At 69.8% G+C, this 20214-nt stretch carries 18 protein-coding genes; 11 read left to right on the top strand and 7 right to left on the bottom strand.

Annotated elements, in window-relative coordinates:
- Positions 1-25 precede the first annotated feature (25 nt).
- Together crtI and VMT40_RS36245 are read right to left on the bottom strand one after the other, a co-directional pair.
- A complete protein-coding gene (crtI, locus tag VMT40_RS36250) occupies positions 26-1603 on the bottom strand; it encodes a phytoene desaturase family protein (RefSeq protein ID WP_326364179.1) in 1578 nt (525 codons plus the stop codon).
- Between the two features lie 42 nt (positions 1604-1645).
- Positions 1646-2755, bottom strand: coding sequence for a polyprenyl synthetase family protein (locus VMT40_RS36245; protein WP_442790124.1), 1110 nt, complete (start codon positions 2753-2755; stop codon positions 1646-1648).
- A 272-nt stretch (positions 2756-3027) separates the two neighbouring features.
- Between VMT40_RS36245 and VMT40_RS36240 the strand changes: the two genes are divergently transcribed.
- Entirely contained in the window at positions 3028-4026 is a 999-nt protein-coding gene (locus VMT40_RS36240) for a methylenetetrahydrofolate reductase (protein WP_326364177.1), read from the top strand.
- Positions 4027-4118: 92 nt separating this feature from the next.
- Entirely contained in the window at positions 4119-4904 is a 786-nt protein-coding gene (locus VMT40_RS36235; RefSeq protein ID WP_326364176.1) for a hypothetical protein, read from the top strand.
- Here VMT40_RS36235 and VMT40_RS36230 read toward each other — a convergent pair.
- From VMT40_RS36230 to VMT40_RS36210, 5 genes are read right to left on the bottom strand one after another with little or no spacing between them, the layout of a single operon-like run.
- Positions 4901-6037: a glycosyltransferase gene (locus tag VMT40_RS36230; RefSeq protein WP_326364175.1), complete on the bottom strand. Its 1137-nt coding sequence runs from the start codon at positions 6035-6037 to the stop codon at positions 4901-4903. The two genes, VMT40_RS36235 and VMT40_RS36230, sit on opposite strands and share 4 nt — an antisense overlap.
- Positions 6034-6774 carry an LppM family (lipo)protein gene (locus tag VMT40_RS36225; RefSeq protein WP_442790117.1) on the bottom strand — a complete coding sequence of 247 codons (741 nt, stop codon included), beginning with the start codon at positions 6772-6774 and terminating at the stop codon, positions 6034-6036. Before VMT40_RS36225 ends, VMT40_RS36230 begins: the two co-directional genes overlap by 4 nt.
- A 39-nt stretch (positions 6775-6813) precedes the next feature.
- Complete coding sequence (locus VMT40_RS36220; RefSeq protein ID WP_326364174.1) at positions 6814-7638, bottom strand: carotenoid biosynthesis protein; 825 nt, start codon at positions 7636-7638, stop codon at positions 6814-6816.
- Positions 7635-9251, bottom strand: a complete 1617-nt coding sequence (locus VMT40_RS36215; protein ID WP_326364173.1) for a phytoene desaturase family protein — start codon at positions 9249-9251, stop codon at positions 7635-7637. The genes VMT40_RS36220 and VMT40_RS36215 overlap by 4 nt, the downstream gene beginning before the upstream one ends.
- A gap of 14 nt (positions 9252-9265) precedes the next feature.
- The gene (locus VMT40_RS36210) at positions 9266-9895 is read right to left on the bottom strand and encodes a GNAT family N-acetyltransferase (protein ID WP_326364172.1); all 630 of its coding nucleotides are present in this window, start codon (positions 9893-9895) and stop codon (positions 9266-9268) included.
- A 202-nt stretch (positions 9896-10097) separates the two neighbouring features.
- On the opposite strand from VMT40_RS36210, the gene VMT40_RS36205 reads away from it, so the two are divergent.
- The 9 genes from VMT40_RS36205 (at position 10098) to mraY (ending at position 20180) form a co-directional block, all read left to right on the top strand.
- Positions 10098-10538, top strand: a complete 441-nt coding sequence (locus tag VMT40_RS36205) for an SAV_6107 family HEPN domain-containing protein (protein WP_326364171.1) — start codon at positions 10098-10100, stop codon at positions 10536-10538.
- A gap of 125 nt (positions 10539-10663) precedes the next feature.
- Positions 10664-11089, top strand: coding sequence for a DUF3040 domain-containing protein (locus tag VMT40_RS36200; RefSeq protein ID WP_326364170.1), 426 nt, complete (start codon positions 10664-10666; stop codon positions 11087-11089).
- Between the two features lie 439 nt (positions 11090-11528).
- Complete coding sequence (gene mraZ, locus VMT40_RS36195) at positions 11529-11960, top strand: division/cell wall cluster transcriptional repressor MraZ (protein WP_326313116.1); 432 nt, start codon at positions 11529-11531, stop codon at positions 11958-11960.
- A gap of 185 nt (positions 11961-12145) precedes the next feature.
- Positions 12146-13126, top strand: coding sequence for a 16S rRNA (cytosine(1402)-N(4))-methyltransferase RsmH (gene rsmH, locus VMT40_RS36190; protein WP_326364169.1), 981 nt, complete (start codon positions 12146-12148; stop codon positions 13124-13126).
- Positions 13127-13178: 52 nt separating this feature from the next.
- Positions 13179-13865, top strand: a complete 687-nt coding sequence (locus VMT40_RS36185; protein WP_326364168.1) for a hypothetical protein — start codon at positions 13179-13181, stop codon at positions 13863-13865.
- A gap of 16 nt (positions 13866-13881) precedes the next feature.
- On the top strand, positions 13882-15819 hold the full coding sequence (locus VMT40_RS36180; protein WP_442790116.1) for a peptidoglycan D,D-transpeptidase FtsI family protein: 1938 nt from the start codon (positions 13882-13884) through the stop codon (positions 15817-15819).
- A gap of 151 nt (positions 15820-15970) precedes the next feature.
- Positions 15971-17638, top strand: coding sequence for a UDP-N-acetylmuramoyl-L-alanyl-D-glutamate--2,6-diaminopimelate ligase (locus tag VMT40_RS36175; protein ID WP_326364167.1), 1668 nt, complete (start codon positions 15971-15973; stop codon positions 17636-17638).
- A complete protein-coding gene (locus VMT40_RS36170) occupies positions 17635-19107 on the top strand; it encodes a UDP-N-acetylmuramoyl-tripeptide--D-alanyl-D-alanine ligase (RefSeq protein WP_326364166.1) in 1473 nt (490 codons plus the stop codon). Before VMT40_RS36175 ends, VMT40_RS36170 begins: the two co-directional genes overlap by 4 nt.
- A complete protein-coding gene (gene mraY, locus VMT40_RS36165) occupies positions 19104-20180 on the top strand; it encodes a phospho-N-acetylmuramoyl-pentapeptide-transferase (RefSeq protein ID WP_326364165.1) in 1077 nt (358 codons plus the stop codon). Before VMT40_RS36170 ends, mraY begins: the two co-directional genes overlap by 4 nt.
- Positions 20181-20214: the final 34 nt, after the last annotated feature.

Here is a 20214-nt window from a genome sequence, read left to right as displayed (position 1 = left end):
GCGGTGGTACAAGGACGCGGTCAGTCTAGTGCTTACCCGCCGGTACCACTGCCCCGGCATCGAGTGATCGACTGACGGCATGTCGCGCATCACCCGCGATGCGCGCCGCAGCCAGTTTGCCCGACAACAGCACCGTCGGCACGCCGACGCCGGGCACGGTGCCCGAACCGGCCAGGACGACATTCGCGTGGCCGCGCACCAGGTTTCGGGTGCGGAAGGGTCCGGTCTGGCGGAACAGGTGCGCCGCCGAGAACGGGGTGCCCGCGAGCATGCCCCGGGCCTGCCAGGTGCGCGGGGTGTCCACGTGGTCGACGCGGAAGTGCTCCGAAATGCCTTGGTAGCCGCGCGCTTCCAGGGTTTGCAGGAGTTCGCGCAGGTAGAAGGGGGTGAGCTGGTCCCAGTCGAGCGGCGCGGCGGCCAGATTGGGGCAGGGGGCCAGCAGGGACAGCGGCTCGTAGCGGACGGCCTCGCGGTCGATGTGGAGCGAGGGGTCGGTGAGCGCGGGCCGGGTGAGCAGCAGCGACGGGTCGCTCATCAGGCGACCGCGGCCGGGGCGGGCCGCGATCTCGGCGAAGGTCCGGTCCCAGGCGTGCCCGAAGTCGATGGTGTGATGCGCCTGCACCGGCCAGGTCCGGGCGATCTCGGCGGGCACGGTGCCGTGCGCCACGACGGCCGAGGGCGAGGCCCGCAGTCCGCGGCGATGCCGGAGCCCGAAGCGGGGCAGGGACCCGATGTCGGCGGTCACCACCACGGCGTCGCAGTCGAAGACGCGGCCGTCGGCGGTGCGCACGGCGGTGGCCCGCTTGCCCCGGTAGTCGATCCCGATCACGTCGGCGTTCAGCTCGAGGGTTCCGCCCGACAGGGTCAGCGCCCGGCCGAGCGCCTCGGCGATGGCCCGCATCCCGCCCTCGGGGTAGTACACGCCCAGGCAGGTATCCATGTAGGGAATGGCCCCGTAGACGCCGAGCGCCTGGTTCGGTGCGGTCCCCGCGAACAGCGCTTGAAAGCTGAACAGCCGCGCGACGTGCGAATCCCGCACGATCGCACCGACTTTCGGCCCGAGCCGCCCGAAGGCGCCCAGCCGTACCAGCTTCGACAGCGCCACCCGCTTCTCGGGAATCCGGACCATGTCCAGGGGTGAATCGAAATTGGTGTCCATGAACTGCCGGAATTCGGCGTCGTACACACCTTTCAGCCACCCGCGCAGCCGCCGATAATTCCGCGCCACCCGCGCCCCGCGCAGCTGTTCGAGCTCCTCGGCCATCCGCTCCTCTTCGGAGTAGACGCCGATGACCGAGCCGTCCGCGAACCGCGCCCGATATGCGGGTGTCATCTCGAGAATCCGCAGCCCCACCGACTCGCGGGTCTGCCCGACGACCCCGAGCACCTCGTCGATCAGCTCCGGCAGGGTGAGAATCGTTGCCCCCGAATCGATCTCATAGTCGGGTCCGCGATAGCGCCCGACCCGCCCGCCCGGATGATCGGCCCGCTCGAGCACGGTCACCTGCCGCCCCGCCGCCACCAGATGGAGCGCTGCCGAAAGCCCGGACAGCCCGGCACCGACCACCACGACCCGATCGGTCGGCCCAGCAACGGTTTTCATGCGAACCACTCTTTCGTATCGACCGATGCGGGAGGTCGGATCTCAGTAGGCGCGGGCGGTGGCGGCCAGGGCCATGGCGCGCAGCTGGCGCTTGGCCTCCGGGGTCGCGGTGCTGGCGTCCAGGGCGGTGAGGGCCTGGTCGGTGAGGGCGGCGATGCGCTTCTCGACGGCGTCGACCGCGCCGAGATCGGTGATGGCCGTGCGCAATTCGGCCACCCGCTCGGCGGTGACGTCGGTGCCGAGGCTGGCGCGAATGAGGTCCCCGACGGCCGGGGCGTCGGCGTCGGCGCGCTGCAGGGCCTCGGCGATGAGGACGGTGCGCTTGCCCTCGCGCAGGTCGTCACCGGACGGCTTGCCGGTGACGGCCGGGTCGCCGAAGACGCCGAGCAGGTCGTCGCGCAGCTGGAAGGCGATCCCGATATCGGTGCCGAATTCCCGATAGGCGGCAATGAGTTCGGGGGAGGCGTCGGCCAGCGCCGCGCCCATGTGCAGCGGCCGTTCGATGGTGTAGGCGGCGGTCTTGTACCGGTTGATCCGCAGCGCGGCCTCGACGGTCTCGTCCCCGGCGGATTCGCCGTGGATGTCGAGCAGCTGCCCGCCCAGCACCTCGGTGCGCATGGCGGCCCACACCGGCGCGAAGCGGGCGGCCGCGTCGGCGGGCAGTCCGGCGTCGCGGGTCATATCGTCGGCCCAGGCCAGCGCGAGATCGCCGATGAGCACGGCGACGCTGACCCCGTAGTGGTCGGCGTCACCCCGCCAGCGCTGATCCCGGTGCCGCTGTTCGTAATCCACGTGCACGGTCGGGAATCCGCGCCGGGTGCGGGAGGAATCGATGATGTCGTCGTGGATGAGCGCGCACGCCTGCACCAGCTCCAGCGCCGAACACGCGGTGAGCACCGCGTCGGCCTCCGGCTCGTCGGCGCTGCGCCCCGCCCCCAGCCATCCGGTCCACGCGAACGAGGGCCGCGTCCGCTTGCCCCCGCGGATCACGAAGTCCTCCAAGGCCCGTGCCGCGTCCACGAACACCGGCCCGAGCGGTGCCACGATCGGCTCCCGGGTCCGGAAAAACGCTGTGAGACGGTCCTCCACGGCGGCGACGACCGAGGCCGCGCCGACCTGCTGGCGGCTGTGGGTACCGGGTCCGGCGGACAGAGAAGCCTCCTAGGTGAGTGCCGCCACGCGGCAAATGCCCAACCCCGCCGAACGGCGCAAAGCCCGCCCACGGGATCCGTCCCCGACAATACCCAGCTGCGGGCCGCCCCAAGGAATCGGTTGCACACCCGACCATCCCCGCCCGCCCGACAGTGACCGACGCCATCCCGGCAGGCCTTTCGCACTTCAGGAGCGAGAGCCGCCGGGTCTCACCTGCTGGGATAGGCCCAGGTCGGAGTCCGGGGCCTCGTTCCAGCCCGTAAAATGTCCGCGTGAGTTTCGACAATGTACGGGGATATTCGACCCCTGGCCGAGTTTCCCGCACACCGCAAGGGTCCGGAACTCGGTCGGTGGTGCAGCAGTTGGGGCCGCGTCCCGACGGGTCGATTCCCTTCTCGGTCGAATTCAATCCGCCGCGCGATGCCGCCGGTGAGGCGCGGCTGTGGCGCGCGGCGCGCGAGTTCGAGCGGCTGCATCCGGCATTCGTGTCCATGACCTACGGGGCGGGCGGGTCCACCCGCGATCGCACCATTCGGGTCACCGGGCAGCTGGCGCGCGAGACCACGCTGTTGACGGTCGCGCATCTGACGGCCGTGGATCACTCTGTGGCCGAACTGCGTTCGATCGTCGGCGCGTACGCGGATTCGGGCATCCGGAATCTGCTGGTGTTGCGCGGCGATCCGCCCGGCGATGTGCTGGGGGAGTGGGTCAAGCACCCCGAGGGCGTCGAGTACGCCGAGGAACTGGTCCGCATGGTGCGTGAGCTGGGCGACTTCCACGTGGGCGTGGCCTCGTTCCCGCAGGGCCACCCGCGCTCGGACAACCTCGACGACGACACCCGCTTCCTGGTGTCGAAACTGCGTGCGGGCGCGGAGTATTCGATCACCCAGATGTTCTTCGACCCGGAGCACTATCTGCGCCTGCGGGATCGCGCCATCGCGGCCGACCCGATCGAGGGCGCCAAGCCGATCATTCCGGAGCTCATGCCGATCACCTCGCTGCGCACCGTCGAGCGCGCGGTCGAGCTGTCGGGTCGGGCGCTGCCGCCGACGATCATGGAGCGCCTGCACAAGGCCGCCGGTGACGGCCCGGAGGAGAATCGCGCCGCGGTCCGCGCGGTCGGCATCGAGATCGCCACCGAGATCGCCGAGCGCCTCATCTCCGAGGGTGCGCCCTGCCTGCACTTCATCACGCTGAATTTCGCCAAGGCCACCGGCGAAGTGCTGGCGAATCTCGGCTACACCATGTCGCCGACACCCGCCCACGCCTGAACAACCGACCGGCATGCCGTAGCAAATGTCCGGTTTTTGCTGGTCAGCGGAGTAGCGTCCCCCTCGACTCGTGACCTCGAGGGGAGCCTCCCATGTCCGTGTTCCACCACCTCGTCCGCGTCGCGGGCGCCGTCGGCGTCTGCGCCCTACTCGCCGCTACCGGCCCGGCAACCCTGACCGGCACCGCGGCCGCGGCACCCGCCACCCCATCCGCGACCCTCACCGCCGAGGCCGCCGCCGCGCTGGCCGCCATCGCTACCGCGGGCGAGGCTGCCACCGCGGGCGGCGCTGCCACCGCGGGTGAGGCCGCCGCACCCACCGACTGGCTGACGGCCTACAACCAGACCGTCGACGGGTTGCAGGCCCTGGGCGTCGAGCCCTTCCTCTACCCGACCGCGGCCCCCTTCTGCCTGGGCGGCACCACCCTGGGCCTGGCCCCGGCGGTGGCTGGCACGGTCCCCGGCCCGTGGCCGCGCTACACGGTTTCCATTCCGGGACTGGACCTTTCGGCCGTCAAGGCGGGCCAGGCCATGTTCGCCTTCGTGCCCTACGGCATCGGCAAGGACGGCGCGGACACCTCCGGCATGCAGGTGGCATGGGTCAATCTGAACACCGGGCGTGGCGGTCTGGTCCCCATGGGTCCGCTCACCCAGGTGCTCGACGGCATGATCCCGCCGCAGGTCCCGAATGACTTGCGCCCCACCGTCGAACAGGCCGTGCGCGACTACTTCACTGCCGCCCTCCCGATCGGCGGGGTGCGCGCCGTGCCCGTCAATACCGGCTCGGGCACGGTGCTGGCCGCCATGTTCGGCACGGTCCGCAATGGGAACACCACCTGCCTTTTCCTGCCCACGGTGGGAATGACGCCGGTTCCCTAGACCTTTCGGCCCTTCCAGCGCAGGGTGCCCGCCCGGCGGGCACCGTGGGAGCGGGCGGACAGCCCGAGATACGCGGCGACGGACAGCGGATGTGCCAGGGCGGCAAGGACATCCGCGGGCTCGACGGGTCCGCCGCGTTCGGTGGATCGGGCCAGCAGGCGCGCGGTCACGGCCGCACCGTAGCCCAGCAGCCCGATCCGGCGCAGCCGTCCGCGACCGAACACCGCCGCCAGCGGCGGAGCCCAGAAGGCCAGTGCCGCAAGCGAACCGACGGCGAGACTGCCGGTGCGACCGCCGTGGGCCGACCAGAGCCAGCGGCCGTATCCCTCGGCGAGTTCGTTCGCCCCGCGATACATGCGGGTCCGCGCGAGCGGCCCGGCCGCCACCAGTGTCGTCCGGTGGCCGCGTCTTCGGAGCTCGCGGGCAATGGCCAGATCCTCGGTGACGCTGTCCGCCACGGCCGTATGGCCGCCGAGCTCGCGATACGCCGCGGCGTCGAAGGCCAGGAACTGCCCGCACGCCACGGCCATCGAGGGCCGCGTGAGGCGATTCGCCAGCCCGACAGGCAGAGTCGAGGCCCACGACCATCCCAGCAATGGTTGCACCAGGTGTTCGACCGGGGAGCCCGCGAGTTGCAGTGGCCAGGGGCACGCGAGTGCGGCTCGGCTCGAACGCAATTCGCGCACCGCCGCGGCCAGCGCCCCGGGTGCCAGGCGAATATCGGCGTCGAGGAAGATCAGCACGTCCTCGCCGGAGGCGAGGTCGGCGAGCCGGGCGCACGCGGCGGTCTTGCCGGTCCAGCCCGCCGGGGGATCGATGTCATTGCGGGCCAGGAAGAATCGCTCGTCGTCACCGATGGCGGCCACGGCGGCGTCGCCGGTCCCGTCGGTGGACCCGTCGTCGAGAATGACCACGCCCAGATCGGAAATTCCCTGTTGGGCACGAAGATCGGCGATCAGCGCGGGTAGTCGCCCGGCCTCGTTGCGGGCCGGAATCAATACCGTGACCGGTTCGGTGATCTCTCCCGCGGCGGCCCGCAGCCGCGGCATGCCCAGGCGATTCGCGAGGGCGGTGGCCGCGCCGAGGGCAGCCACGGCGCTTCCGGCCGTCACCGCCCTCGCCGCGAGACTCATCGGACCTTGGTGCGATCGGGGCGCAGCCAGCGCGCGGCCCGGACGTAGGCGGGCGGATCCGGATTGCGAACCATGTAGGCCAGGACGGCGACCACGGCCGCGACGGCGAGGGTGATGCCGCCGACAATGCCCGCCCAGCCCGCGAAGGACCGCGTATTCGGGTCGGCGTAGCCGACTTCCGCGCGCAGCGTGCTGACGTCCCCGGCGGGCAGCTTCCAGCTCACCACCGAATCACCCTCGCGGGTGCCATTGGTGGTGGCGACGCGCGCCGGGAAGGCGACGGTCAACTGCACATCGGACCCCTGCGGCGGCAGGCTCTTCAAATCCACCCGGCCGCTGAGGGTGACCAGGTCGCCGGTGCGGTTGAAGACCAGGTTGAACATGCCGGAGGTCTGGTCGGACATGGAGCCCAGCTGCTGCACCTCGCCGAAGGTGAGATCGTCGAAATACACCTGGCTGCCGACGTATCCGTCCTGCGAGTACGAGTCCACCCGCACCTTGCTCTGCAGCCCGTCGGGGGCCTTCAGCTGCGGGCCCTTGTCCTTGTCGTTCTGCGGCACGGCCGCCGCGACAATGCGGCCCGACACCCGGTCGTTGGAGGACACGCCCATCGACACCTGCACCCGCAGGCATCCGGTCAGCAGCACGGCCAGCCCCGCGAACAGGACTACCGCCAGCATCCGCACCCACCGGCGCGGCCGCCGCTCGCGGCTCTTCAATGACGCTGACTCGGGCATTTCCCCTGCTGTCGACATGATCGGACTCGGCTGCACGGCTCACATCGTGCCATGCGTGCCGGGCCGCAGCGTGATTCGACGGGCACCCAGCTCCCGAACCAGCGGAAACCCGAGCACCCCGAGCCCGAGAAACCCGTACACCGCCGACACCGGCAGGCCAAGGAACACCGCGTGCGCCAGCGTCGACCCGAGCCACGTCCACAGGAACACCGCCACCGGAACCCCACGTGCCGCACCCGTATCCGGAGCCGTTCGATCCCACGCCTCCAGCAACCCGGCCATGATCAACGCGACGACGAACCACCCGAGATAGTTCGTCACCGGAATCCGGCCCAGCCCCGGCAATCCCGCAACCGTCGAGCACCACGTCCACTGCCCGTCCGCGACCATCTGCGGATCGAGGAAGAGATCCCACCCGACCGCGCCCACCGCCGTCAGCACAATCCGTCGAGCCGCCGGTGAAACCCGCCCCGCCGCAGCATCACCCACCATCCCCGCCGCGATCCACACCGGATACAGCCCGCCGGTCCAGGCCAGTGCGACCACCAGCGGCACCCCGAGCACGTCGGGCCCCAGCCGACCACTCGCGTAGTCATAGCAACCGAATGGAAACCCCGTGGCCGTCCCGACCACCTCGGCCCCCAACCCGATCCCCGACACGATCACCACCAACCCGGCGGCCCACCGCATCCCCCGGGTCACCACCGCATGTGTCAAAGCCGTGGCGGCCGATAGCAATACGACCACCACCGTCACCCGATCCCGCCCAGCCCCGTGCGCCAGCGGATACGCGATCTGCGCGAGCACGAGCAGTGCGGCGGGTACGGCCGCAATGGCGGTGGCCCGGGAGACGGACGTGTTCACCTGCGTAGGAATGAGAATCGACCGGGTCGCAGGTCGCGCTCGACCAGGCGTGCGGCGCTGCGGCCGCTCGCGCCGGAGACGCCGCCGCCCGGATGGGTCGAGGCACCGGTGAGATACAGGCCCGGCGCGCCCGGCACGCGCTGGCCAGCGAGTTCCGGCAGCGGTCGCCACATGAACATCTGGTCGATGGACATCTCGACGTGCATGACATTGCCGCCGAGCAGGCCCATCTCGGCTTCCAGGTCGGCGGGGGTCTGGACATGGCGGTGCCGCACGGTGTCAGCGAAACCCGGTGCGTACGAGTCGAGTTCGGCGATGATGCGGTCGGCCTCGCGGTCGGCGTGGTCGGACCATTTCGTGCCGTCGGCCAGATCGTACGGGTGCCACTGCGACCACAGGGTCAGGTTGTGTTCGCCCGCAGGGGCGAGGGTGGGGTCCAGGGCGGTGAAGCTCATCGCCAGCACGACCGGCCGGGGCGGCAGGTCACCGGCCAGCGCGGCACCGTGCGCGCGGCGCAGTTCACGGCGGTCGGTGACGAGCAGCTGGAGGCCGTGGGCGGATTCGGCGGATTCCGCGCCGGGATAGCGGGGGAGCGCGGTGGTGGCCGCCCGCACGACCATGCCGATGCCGGGGCCGACGCGAATGCGGCGACGCCAGTCGGCGATCGTCCCGGCGTCGAAACCGCCGCGTTCCAGCAGATTCAGCGTGGTGAGAATGTGGCAGCCCGCGATGACGGTGTCCGCGTGGACGGTTCGCCCGCCCTCGGTGCGCACCTCCCAGCCGTCGCCGACCCGCGCCAGGGCGGCGACCGCATCCCCGGCACTCACCGTGCCGCCATCGGACTTCAACCGTTCCACCAGCGCCGCGCTCAACGCGCCACTCCCGCCGACCGCCCGCCCCGGCGGCAGGATGTGCATGAGCGCCGCGAACCCGACCATGGGCGCGGACCCCGGCTCCGACATGGGTGGCCCGGACTGCGCCCCGAACCAGGCCAGCGCCGCCTTCAGTCGCTCACTGTCGAAAAGACTGTCCAGCAGGGCATCTCCGGACTGCATCATCTCCCGCGAGAGCGCCCCGCCGCTGGCCCGCCCGGTCGCCCCGGCGGCCTCGCGAGGATCCATGCCCCAGAACGACTTCAGCAGCTGCCCGCCCGTCGGCGTCCCCGAGAACGCCCGCATGACCCGCACGCTGCGCGGCCCCCACACGGTCGCGAACCGCCGATACGCCTCGGCGTCCCGCTCACCGCAGGCCGCGGCGATCGAGGCGCAGGTCCGGTCCAGATCGCGGTGGAACACGATGGGCGGCAGGTCCGAGCCGGGCGGTGCGGGCGCGAAAGCCCAAGGATCGCAATCGATGTACCGCAGCCCGAACTCGGTGAGCTCCAGCTCCTCGATGATCCCGGTGTGCCGGATCATGATGTGCGCCGACGACCCGCGATCGATCTGGTGTCCCGGGAACCGCTCGATCGTCGAGACCGCCCCGCCCAGCACGGTGTCCCGCTCCAGCACCTCCACCCGATGCCCGGCCCGCGCCAGGTAGCAGGCCGCGACCAGCGCATTGTGCCCCGAACCGACGATGGCGATGCGCCGAGATCCGATGTCCGCCTTGCTCACCGCGCCCCTCGTACTCACTGCGTGTTATCGGACCACAGGGGCAGCCGCCGCCCCAGCACCGCGAACCGCCGGGTGTCGCCGGAGAAGATGAAGTGCCGCACCACATCCCCGAACCCCTGCCGCCGATACAGCCGCCAGGCCCGGTTCGCCTCCCGATCCACCTCGGGCGTGGACAGCAGCACCGTGCGCTCGGGCCGGTTCTGCAGCAGCCGCGTCAGCAGGATCTCGCCGAGCCCGCGCCCCTGCGCGGCCGGGTGCACGTGCAGCTCGGTGAGCTCGAAGTAGTCCGAAAGCAGTTCCCGCGCCGCGTGTTCGGGCCAGCCGGTGCGCCGCATACCGCTGTACACCTGCTGATGCCACCACTGGTGCGGCGCGCCGTGATAGCCGTAGGCGATGGCCACGATCGGCGCGGTGCGCAGGTCCAGCCGCCCGTCGTCGTCGGGCAGCACCGCGGCCACGGCCTGCCAGCCGGGGCGCGTGGTGTGCTCGGTCCACATGGGCGCGCGCTGGTGTTCGGTGCCGCGCGGATAGTCCATGGCCGCCACATAAACCGCGAGGGCGTCGTGCAGCCGGTGCCGCAGGGTCGCGGCCGACAGGTCGACCACGACGGGTGCGGGTGTCGGTTTGGGGGTGACTGCGGTCATCGGCGGGACGCAACTCTCCGTTGGCGCGGACAGATGGATTCGACAGTAGCGCCACGGCGGACGGCTCAACTTGTCGGTGGGTCTCTCTATATTCAAACCCAACAGAAACCTTCGAATACCTGTTCGATCTTGCGGGGCCACCTCGGCATACGCCACGGCCACGTCGGCATGAATCGGGTAAGCGAGTGGGGAGGTACCCGAAATGAGCGGGAAAACAGAACGGTCGGGCCACCCCGGCCGCGCCGGAGACCTACTGCGCAAGGCGGATGGTCTGTTGCTGCAAGCCCAGGGGGAAACGGATCCCGCGGAGCGATTCCGCACCGCGTACCTGGCGGCGCTGCGCGGCGCCGCCGCCGTGCTCGCCCTCACCGGGGCAGACCGCGCGCCCCGCGCGCGTTCTCGCAACGCCTGGGTCCTGATGCAGCGCGCGGCACCGGAATTCGTGATGTGGGCCGACTATTTCACCGGTCAGTCCGAGACTCGCGCGGCCCTGGAAGCGGGGTTGCCAAGGCCCGTCGATGATCGCCGCGCCGACGAGTTCGCTTCGCGGGTAGGCGCATTCCTGCATGACGTGGAGGATCTGCTGGCCGCCGCGGCTCGGCTGCGCCCCAGTTCAGGGTGGGTAACCGGAATGCTGGCGTGAGTATCGGCGAGTAGGTGGTCGCGATCTAGCCGAACTCGTATTATTGGTGGCAGACAGCCGCCAAGGTCGGCTATCCGTCGTCTACCCGGAGGCGACAGCCACCACCTAGTGCCGGGGGAGGTACCGTGCCACTCTCCGAGCACGAGCAGCGCATGCTCGAACAGATCGAGAGCGCGCTCTATGCTGAGGATCCGAAGTTCGCCTCGACTGTTCGGGGTGGACGGTTACGTTCTGCCACCGGCCGACGCAGACTTCAGGCGGCAGCCCTGTTCGTCCTCGGTCTGTTCCTATTGGTGGCAGGTATTGCCGCACCGTTCAAGCCGGGCGGCTTCCCGATCATCAGTCTGGTCGGTTTTATCGTCATGTTCGCCGCGGGCGTGCTGTTGCTGATCGGTGGCCCTCGCATGAGCGGGTCGACGAGTCCGTCGGGCGACGCGCATCCGAGCACGGGCGGCGCTCCCGGTGCCAACCGCGGTAAGCAGCGCAAGCCGGGCGGGTTCTCCGCTCGGATGGAGGACCGCTTCCGCAAGAGGTTCGAAGAGGGCAGTTAGCTCCATTCGGCCGACTGGCCAGTTCCGTTCGGCCGCCTAACTGAAACGCTCGCGACACGCCGTGACGCCACACCGATTTCGTGTGTGGCGTCACGGCGTTTCTCGTAGGTGCCGTTTCGGCGTGTCGGGCGGATTCCACGATTCCCCACATCGACCCACGCGCCCTCCCCACACCTCCCCACGGACGCCTGGAATGCCCGCTATCTGCGGGTTTGCTGGCTGTTGTCGGGTGCTCATCGGCGCGCGTCGCGCGTGTCGGGGGAACTGCGAGAAATCTTCCCCACCACCGTGATAGCTGGTGTGACCTGCGAAGTTCGCCAAGCGGGGACCGAGATCACCGGCGCTTTCGATTGAAAGTGGGGGAAAGTGGGGTAATGTGGAGCGCGCACTACAGGAGGCCGAACAGTCGAGAGGGTGATCCGGTAGGAGGTGTCGGGGCTTGTTTCTCGGTACCTATACCCCTCGGTTGGACGACAAAGGGCGACTGACGTTGCCTGCGAAGTTCCGGGACGAGCTGGCGGGAGGGTTGATGGTCACGAAGGGACAAGACCACAGCCTTGCCGTGTATCCCAAGGACGAGTTCACCGCGCTCGCGCGGAGAGCCGCGGCCGCTTCCCGATCGAACCCGCAGGCCCGCGCATTCGTCCGGGCCTTGGCGGCTTCCTCCGATGAGCAACGTCCGGACGCACAGGGCCGGATCATGCTGTCGCCCGAACACCGCCGCTACGCCAATCTGACCAAGGATTGCGTGGTGATCGGCTCGGTCGACTTCCTCGAAATATGGGACAAGACGGCGTGGGATTCCTACCTCGCCGAGCACGAGGAGGATTACTCGCAGGCCAGAGACGAGTCGCTGGGCGGGATCTTCTAGCCCGCAGCGAGGCGAGTGCCCTGCGGCCTCTGCCCGACACCGACCCTGACGTACTTCCCCAACGCCAGGTGCGGTGCTTCGGTCAGAGACCACGGGGCATTCGCGTAACTTTCGAAGGTCCGATTCGCAAGCGACCCTGCGCGGCCGTGCGAAGAACGTGAGGCAGGAAATTCCGGGAGGTCCAGGTGCACCGAGGCAGTGACGGCCCCCGCCATGTTCCGGTTCTCCTGCATCGCGCCGATGAAATCCTCGGTCCCGCACTGCATTCCGATGGCGCGGTCTACATGGACTGCACCCTGGGCCTCGGTGGTCACGCCGAGTACTTCCTGCGGACCTATCCGAACATCCGCCTGGTCGGCCTGGACCGCGACACCTCCGCGCTGAAGCTGGCCGGGGAGCGACTATCCCCGTTCCGCGACCGGATCACCCTGGTGCACACCAGGTACGACGGCATCGCCCATGCCCTGGAACAGGCCGGACTGCCCGAGAAGTCCTCGGTCAACGCCATTCTCATGGACCTGGGTGTGTCCTCCATGCAGCTGGACGAGGCCGAACGCGGCTTCGCCTACTCCATCGACGCGCCCCTGGACATGCGGATGGACTCCAGCACCGGCCCCACCGCCGCCGACGTGCTCAATACCTACAGCCACGGCGAGCTGGCCCGGGTCCTGAAAATCTATGGCGAGGAACGCTTCGCGGGCAAGATCGCCTCCGAGGTGGTCCGCCGCCGCCAGCGCACGCCGTTCACCACCAGCGCGCAACTGGTGGAACTGCTCTACGACACCATTCCCGCCGCCGCCCGCCGCACCGGCGGGCATCCGGCCAAGCGCACCTTCCAGGCGCTGCGCGTCGAGGTGAACCGGGAGCTGGAATCGCTCGAGGCCGCCCTGCCCGCCGCGCTGGACGCGCTGGCGCCCGGCGGTCGGATCTGCGTCATGAGCTATCAGTCCCTCGAGGACCGCGTGGTGAAGACCGAGCTGGCCAAGCGGTCGGCCTCGCGCACCCCGCTGGACCTGCCGGTCGAATTGCCCGGCATGGGACCGGAATTCAAGATCCTGACCCGCGGCGCGGAGAAGGCGACCCAGCAGGAGATCGACGAGAACCCGCGCGCCGCCCCCGTGCGTATGCGGGCGGCGGAACGGATAGCAGGGGAGGACAATTCGTGAGGCTCGGCGTACACACGTGGCGAGGGACGACCCGCTGGATCGGGGCCGCGCTATGACGATTCAGAAGCAGGCGGCGGGCCGGGGGGCTCGCCGGGTGCAGGCCGCCGAGCGCGTGAAATCGGGTGCGGCCCAACGCGCCTACGCCAAGCGGCGCAATCGCGAGGGCGGCAGGACCGAGATCCCGGGTATGCGCCGCGGCCGCCGCAGCGACACCGTGCCGCGTGGCCGCATGTCCTTCGTGGCCACCATCATCGCCCTGCTGGGCTGCGGTCTGGCCCTGACGCTGCTGCTCACCACCCGCGCCACCGAGGACTCCTACCAGCTCGGCGATCAGCGCCGCGCCAACCAGAAGCTGTCCGACGAACGCGACGCCCTGCAGCGCGAGGTCGCCGCCGCCGACTCGGCCCCCGAATTGGCCCAGCGCGCCGCCGAACTCGGCATGATCCCGGCCAAGGACCCGGCCCGCCTGCTGATCGGCCCCGACGGCCAGGTCACCGTGGTCGGCACTCCGCAACCCGCCCAGGGCTCCCCGGTCCCGCCGCTGAACACCACCCCGCCCGCCGCCACGGTCGCGCCCCCGAAGCCGGGCCAGCCCCAGGCCGACCGCGTCGTCCCGGTGACGACCACCCCGGCCCCGTCGAGCACCCCGGCCGCCCCGACCACCACCGCCGCGAATCCCGTTCCGGCGGCGACCATCCCGCAGAACCCGCAGGTCCAGGCGAACGGGGCACCGCGATGACGAACGGACTCGCTTCATGAGCCCTACCCGCGCGGGGCGCGGGCGCGACTCGGGGCGCGGCAGGACGACCACCACCCGCAGCCGAAGCGGTTCCGGCCGTGCGGGTTCCGGTCCGGGCCGCCAGTCCAGACCGCGGCCCGCTCCGGGCCTGGATTCGGGTACGCGCTTCCGGTTCGGAGTGGGCCGCGTGGTCATGCTGGTGGCGTTGGCCGTGGCGGCCATTCAATTGCTCTGGGTGCAAAGCATTTCCGCGCCGAAACTGTCGGCGGAGGCGGCCAGTCAGCGCACCGTGAAGGTGGCCGATCCCGCGACCCGCGGCGCCATTCTGGACCGGTACGGAAAATCCCTCGCCTTCACCATCGCGGCCAAGGCCCTGACCTTTCAGCCGGTGCGGGTGCGCAAGGATCTGTCCGACGAATACGACAAGAAGCCCAATTCCGCGCCCAAGCCCGATGATCGACTCGCGGCCATCGCCAAATACATTCACGACAAGCTCGGTAAGGACGCCCCCGAGAAGGACATTCTCGACAAGCTGAAGAGCGACGAACCGTTCGTATACCTGGTGCGGAATGTCGATCCCCGGGTCGCGGCGGATATCAATCTGCAGTTCCCCGAGGTCGGTTTGGAACGCCAGGACATGCGCGAATATCCCGGTGGCTCGCTGGCCGCCAATGTGATCGGCGCGACCGGCTGGGACGGGCACGGTCAGATCGGCCTGGAGTCCTCGATGGACGCGCAGCTGGCCGGATCCGACGGTTCGCTCACCTACGACCGCGGCTCCGACGGCGCGGTCATTCCCGGCTCGTGGCGCGACCGCCAGCCCGCGGTCAACGGCTCCGGCGTCGAGCTCACCCTGGATTCGGATCTGCAGTATTACGTGCAGCAGCAGGTCCAGCAGGCCAAGGATCTCTCGGGCGCGGGCGCGGCCTCGGCGGTGGTGCTGGACGTGCATACCGGCCAGGTGCTGGCCATGGCCAACGACAACACCTTCAATCCGGCCATGGATCCGAACACCTGGTCCACCACCGATCTGGGCAACCCGTCGGTGCAGGAGGTCTTCGAGCCCGGCTCGGTGAACAAGATCGTCACCGCGGCCGCGGCCATCGAATACGGTGTCACCACTCCCGATGAGGTGCTGGACGTTCCGGGCAGCATCAGCATGGGCGGCGTCACCGTGCACGACGCGTGGGTGCACGGCAACGCGCCGTACACCACCACCGGCGTCTTCGGTAAGTCGTCGAACGTGGGCACCCTCATGCTGGCCCAGCGGGTCGGCGAGGATCGCTGGTACGACATGGTCAAGCGTTTCGGCATCGGTCAGCGCACCGGCGTCGGACTGCCCGGCGAGAGCGCGGGCGTGCTGCCCGCGCGCGATCAGTGGTCGGGTTCCACCTTCGCGAACCTGCCCATCGGCCAGGGCCTTTCGATGACCACCCTGCAGATGACCGCCATGTACCAGGCCATCGCCAATGACGGCGTGCGGATTCCGCCGCGCATCGTGAAGGCGAAGATCGCCCCCGACGGCGTCCGCACCGAAGAACCCCAACCCGACGGCGTCAAGGTGGTGAGCCCGCGCACCGCACAGACCCTGCGGCAGATGTTCCAGGCCGTGGTGCAGAAGGATCCCAATGGCGGCAACCAGGGTGGCACCGGCGTCCCGGCCGCCATCGAGGGCTATCAGATCGCGGGCAAGACCGGCACCGCCCAGCAGGTCGATCCGAAGTGCCACTGCTACTCCAGCGACCGCTACTGGATCACCTTCGCGGGCATGGCCCCCGCCGACAATCCGCGCTATGTGATCGGCATGATGCTGGACGCGCCGGTGCGCAGCTCCGACGGCAGCGGTGGCGGTTCGGTCGCGCCGCTGTTCCACAGCATTGCCTCGTGGCTGCTGCAGCGGGATCGCATCCCGCCGTCGCCGCCCGCCAAACAGCTGATTCTGCAGGCGAGTTAGAGCCGAGTTAGAGCAAGGAACACATGATCGTGATGTACGCCGCCGCCGGTGTGGGTACCGGCGGGTGACCGAACTACGCCGTGCCGATCGCACGGCGATCGAACACAGGTAACCTGACACGTCGATCCGGTCAGCCGGACGATTCATGCATATGACAGTCACCCCGGAGAGGAGCTTCGTGCCCGCGCAGTCCAGCCCGCAGGTGCTTCGGCCCGCTGCCAACGCAGCGACCAGCCTGCGTCAGGTGGCAGAACTGACAGGGGCGCGCAGCGCTGACACCGCGGAGGTGCTGGAGAACATCCAGGTCACCGGCATCGAGCAACGCTCCAATGCCGTTCTGCCGGGCGATCTTTTCGCGGGCCTGGCCGGGGAGAAGGCCCACGGTGCCCGCTTCGCCCACGACGCGGTCGAGCGCGGAGCCGCCGCCATCCTCACCGATCCGGCGGGCGCGGACCTGATCGGCGCGATCGCCGTCCCCGTCCTGATCCACGACACCCCGCGCGCCGTGCTCGGCGAGTTGTCCTCGGCTCTTTACGGTGACCCGTCTCGCAAACTCCGCATCGTCGGCATCACCGGCACTTCCGGCAAAACCACCACCTCGTATCTGGTGGAGGCCGGGCTCGCCGCCGCCGGGCTGCGCACCGCGCTCATCGGCACCATCGAGACCCGCATCGGCGGTGTCCGGGTGCCCTCGGCGCTGACCACGCCGGAAGCGCCGCAGCTGCACGCCATGTTCGCGCTCATGGTCGAGCAGGGCGTGGACGCGGTCGTCATGGAGGTGTCGAGTCACGCGCTCGCGCTGGGCCGGGTGGACGGGGTGTCCTTCGCGGTGGGCGCGTTCACCAACCTGTCGCAGGACCACCTCGACTTCCATTCCGACTTCGAGGATTACTTCGCCGCCAAGCGCCGCCTGTTCATTCCGGACGGCCGCTCGGAGGCCGCCACCGCGCGTCCGTCGGTCGCCGCGCGCAAGGCCGTCATCTGCATCGACGACGAGTGGGGACAGCGCCTGGCGGCCGACGTAACCGACACGCTCGCTGCGGAATCCGGCGACACCGCCGCGCGCCTGCTCACCGTGGCGACGCGCGCCGATGTTCCGGCCGACTGGACCGCCGGTACCTCGACCACCGGACCCGGCGGCACCCAGGAATTCACCGCCGCGGGCCCGGGTGTCAATGTGGATGTGCGCCTGCGGCTTCCGGGCGCGTACAACATCGCCAATGGCCTGCTGGCCGTCGCGGTCTGCGCGGCGGCCGGGGTCGACGCGGAGACCGCCGCCGCGGCGCTCGGCGACGTCGATGTCCCGGGACGCATGCAGCGGGTGGACCGGGGTCAGGAGTTCTTGGCCGTGGTGGATTACGCGCACAAGCCCGCCGCGATCGAATCGGTCGTGGCGACCCTGCGCGCGTGGTTGGCCGAGCAGGGGGAGGGGCGTCTGGCGGTAGTGGTGGGCGCGGGCGGTGATCGCGATACGGCCAAGCGGCCCTTGATGGGTGCGGCGGCGGCGCGCGGCAGCGACCTGGCCATCATTACCGACGACAATCCGCGCAGCGAGGACCCGGCGGCCATTCGCGCCGCGGTGCTCGCCGGTGCCGACCAGGTGCCGGGCGCGGAACGCGGTGAGGTCCGGGAGGTTGGGGACCGGGCGGCCGCGATCAAGGCCGCCGTCGACTGGGCCCGGCCCGGCGACGTGGTGTTGATCGCGGGCAAGGGACATGAGACAGGGCAGGAGATTTCAGGCGTGAAGCATCCGTTCGACGACCGCGAGGTACTCGCGGCCGCCCTGTCGGAAAAGACGAGGGACCTGACGCATTCATGATCGAGATGACTTTGCGGGAGATCGCGGAGGTCGTCGGCGGCACGCTGCACGACGCCCCGGACCCCGAGGCGAAGGTCACCGGCGCGGCCGAATTCGATTCGCGCCGGGCGGGTTCGGGTGACCTGTTCCTGGCGCTGCCGGGCGAGCACGCCGACGGCCACGACTTCGCGGCGCAGGCCGTGGCGCGGGGCGCGGTCGCGGTGCTGGCCGCCCGGCCGGTCGGGGTCCCGGCCATCGTGGTGGCGCCCCGGCCCGGCAATACGCGTGCCATCGCACTCGCTCACGACACCGACGGCTCGGGTGCGGCCGTGCTCGACGCCCTGGCCAAACTGGCCCGCGTCAGCGTCGACCGCCTGGTCGCCGCGGGCACCCTGACCGTCGTCGGAGTGACCGGCTCCTCGGGCAAGACCTCCACCAAGGATTTGATCGCCGCCGTCCTGGCCCCGCTGGGACCCGTTGTGGCCCCGCCCGGTTCGTTCAACAACGAGATCGGCCATCCCTGGACCGCCCTGCGCGCCGACGCCGACACCCGCTTCCTGGTGCTCGAGCTCTCCGCGCGCGGTCCCGGACATATCAAGGCGCTCACCGAGATCGCCCCGCCCAGCATCGGCGTCGTGCTCAATGTGGGCACCGCGCACCTGGGCGAGTTCGGCAGCCGCGAGGCCATCGCGCAGACCAAAGGCGAACTCGTGGAAGCCCTTCCGGCCGACGGCCTGGCCGTGCTGAACCTCGACGACCACCTGGTCGCGAAGATGGCCGAACGGACACAGGCCCGGGTGGTCACCGTCGGCCAGGCCTCGAACGCCGATGTGCGCGCCTCCGACGTCACCCTCGACGATCAGGCCCGCGCGCGATTCACCCTGCACGCCAACGGCGAATCCGCCGATATCCACCTGGCCGTGCACGGCGAGCACCAGGTCGGCAACGCGCTTTCCGCAGCCGCTGTCGCCCTGGGCCTGGGCGCGGACCTCGCCACCGTCGCGGACGCGCTGTCCGGCGCGACCGCCGCCTCGGCCCGCCGCATGGACGTGCGCACCCGCGCCGACGGCGTCACCGTGGTCAACGACTCCTACAACGCCAACCCGGATTCGGTGCGCGCGGCCCTCAAGGCGCTGGTCACCATGTCCAAGGCGGGATCCGAGCCGCGCCCGAGCTGGGCGGTACTCGGCGAAATGGGTGAGCTGGGCGAGGAATCCGTCCTCGAACACGACAAGATCGGCCGCCTGGTGGTGCGCCTGGACGTGGATCGCCTCATCGTCGTCGGCCAGGGCCGACCGGTGCGCGCCATGTTCCAAGGCGCGGTGCAGGAGGGCTCCTGGGGTGAGGAGGCCGTCCACGTGCCCGATATCGACGCGGCCATCGCGCTACTCGACGAGGAGTTGGAGCCCGGTGCGGTGGTCCTGGTGAAAGCCTCGAAGTCCGTGGGTCTGTGGACCGTCGCCGAGCATCTGCTGGAGGCCGCGCGATGACCCAGATCCTGCTGTCGGCGGCCATCGCGCTGACCGTCTCCATCCTGCTGACCCCCGTGGTCATCCGCTACTTCGCCAAACAGGGCTTCGGACAGGAGATCCGGGTCGACGGCCCGGAGAGCCACAAGGCCAAGCGCGGTACACCCACCATGGGCGGCGTCGCCATCATCATCGGCATGTGGGCCGGATACCTGGGCTCGCACCTGATCTCCATGACCTACGGCGAACCCGGCCCCTCGGCCTCGGGCCTGCTGGTCATGGGCCTGGCCACCGCGCTGGGCTTCGTCGGCTTCCTCGACGACCTGATCAAGCTGCGCAAGCAGCGCAATCTGGGGCTGACCGCGGCGGGCAAGTACATCGGCCAGCTCACCGCGGCCGTCGTCTTCGGTGTGCTGGCACTGCAATTCAAGAACATGCACGGCCTCACCCCCGCCGACAAGCACCTGTCCTACACCCGCGACATCAATACGGTGTCGATGGCCGTGGTGATCTTCCTGGCCTTCGTCTGCCTGCTGGTGGTGGCCTGGTCCAACGCGGTCAACCTGACCGACGGCCTGGACGGTCTGGCCGCGGGCTCCATGAGCCTGGTGCTCGGCGCGTACATGATCATCACCTTCTGGCAGTGGCGCAACGCCTGCTCCGCGCACGCGGTGGCGGGCTGCTACAACGTGCGCGACCCCCTGGATCTGGCGCTGGTGTGCGCCGCGGGCGGCGCGGCCTGCATCGGCTTCCTGTGGTGGAATGCCGCGCCCGCCAAGATCTTCATGGGCGACACCGGCTCGCTCATGCTGGGCGGTCTGCTCGCGGGTCTGTCCATCACCACCCGCGCCGAGCTGCTCATGGTCGTGATCGGCGCGCTGTTCGTGGCCGAGGCCGCGTCGGTGGTGCTGCAGGTGGCGGTCTTCCGCACCACGCGCAATCGCCTGTTCAAGATGGCACCGTTCCATCACCACTTCGAGCTGAGCGGGTGGGCCGAAACCTCGGTGATCATCCGGTTCTGGTTGCTGGCCGGCATGGCCTCGGCAATCGGTCTGGGCCTGTTCTACAGCGAATACCTCTCTGCGGCAGGGTGAGTGAGCAGCAATGTCCGAACATTCTCCGAGGGTC

Origin of the sequence: Nocardia sp. CDC160 (assembly GCF_035818795.1) — a bacterium.
Classification (GTDB): Bacteria; Actinomycetota; Actinomycetes; order Mycobacteriales; family Mycobacteriaceae; genus Nocardia.
Note: the sequence above shows the minus strand (reverse complement) of the source record. Positions and strands in the feature narration are given on the sequence as shown.

What these genes read in the sequence shown, in the direction of transcription:
- crtI (WP_326364179.1), bottom strand. Translation starts at nt 1,603, where the DNA reads ATGAAAACCGTTGCTGGGCCGACCGATCGGGTCGTGGTGGTCGGTGCC.
- VMT40_RS36235 (WP_326364176.1), top strand. Translation starts at nt 4,119, where the DNA reads ATGTCCGTGTTCCACCACCTCGTCCGCGTCGCGGGCGCCGTCGGCGTC.
- VMT40_RS36230 (WP_326364175.1), bottom strand. Translation starts at nt 6,037, where the DNA reads ATGAGTCTCGCGGCGAGGGCGGTGACGGCCGGAAGCGCCGTGGCTGCC.
- VMT40_RS36225 (WP_442790117.1), bottom strand. Translation starts at nt 6,774, where the DNA reads ATGCCCGAGTCAGCGTCATTGAAGAGCCGCGAGCGGCGGCCGCGCCGG.
- VMT40_RS36210 (WP_326364172.1), bottom strand. Translation starts at nt 9,895, where the DNA reads ATGACCGCAGTCACCCCCAAACCGACACCCGCACCCGTCGTGGTCGAC.
- VMT40_RS36205 (WP_326364171.1), top strand. Translation starts at nt 10,098, where the DNA reads ATGAGCGGGAAAACAGAACGGTCGGGCCACCCCGGCCGCGCCGGAGAC.
- VMT40_RS36185 (WP_326364168.1), top strand. Translation starts at nt 13,179, where the DNA reads ATGACGATTCAGAAGCAGGCGGCGGGCCGGGGGGCTCGCCGGGTGCAG.
- VMT40_RS36180 (WP_442790116.1), top strand. Translation starts at nt 13,882, where the DNA reads ATGAGCCCTACCCGCGCGGGGCGCGGGCGCGACTCGGGGCGCGGCAGG.
- VMT40_RS36175 (WP_326364167.1), top strand. Translation starts at nt 15,971, where the DNA reads ATGACAGTCACCCCGGAGAGGAGCTTCGTGCCCGCGCAGTCCAGCCCG.
- VMT40_RS36170 (WP_326364166.1), top strand. Translation starts at nt 17,635, where the DNA reads ATGATCGAGATGACTTTGCGGGAGATCGCGGAGGTCGTCGGCGGCACG.
- mraY (WP_326364165.1), top strand. Translation starts at nt 19,104, where the DNA reads ATGACCCAGATCCTGCTGTCGGCGGCCATCGCGCTGACCGTCTCCATC.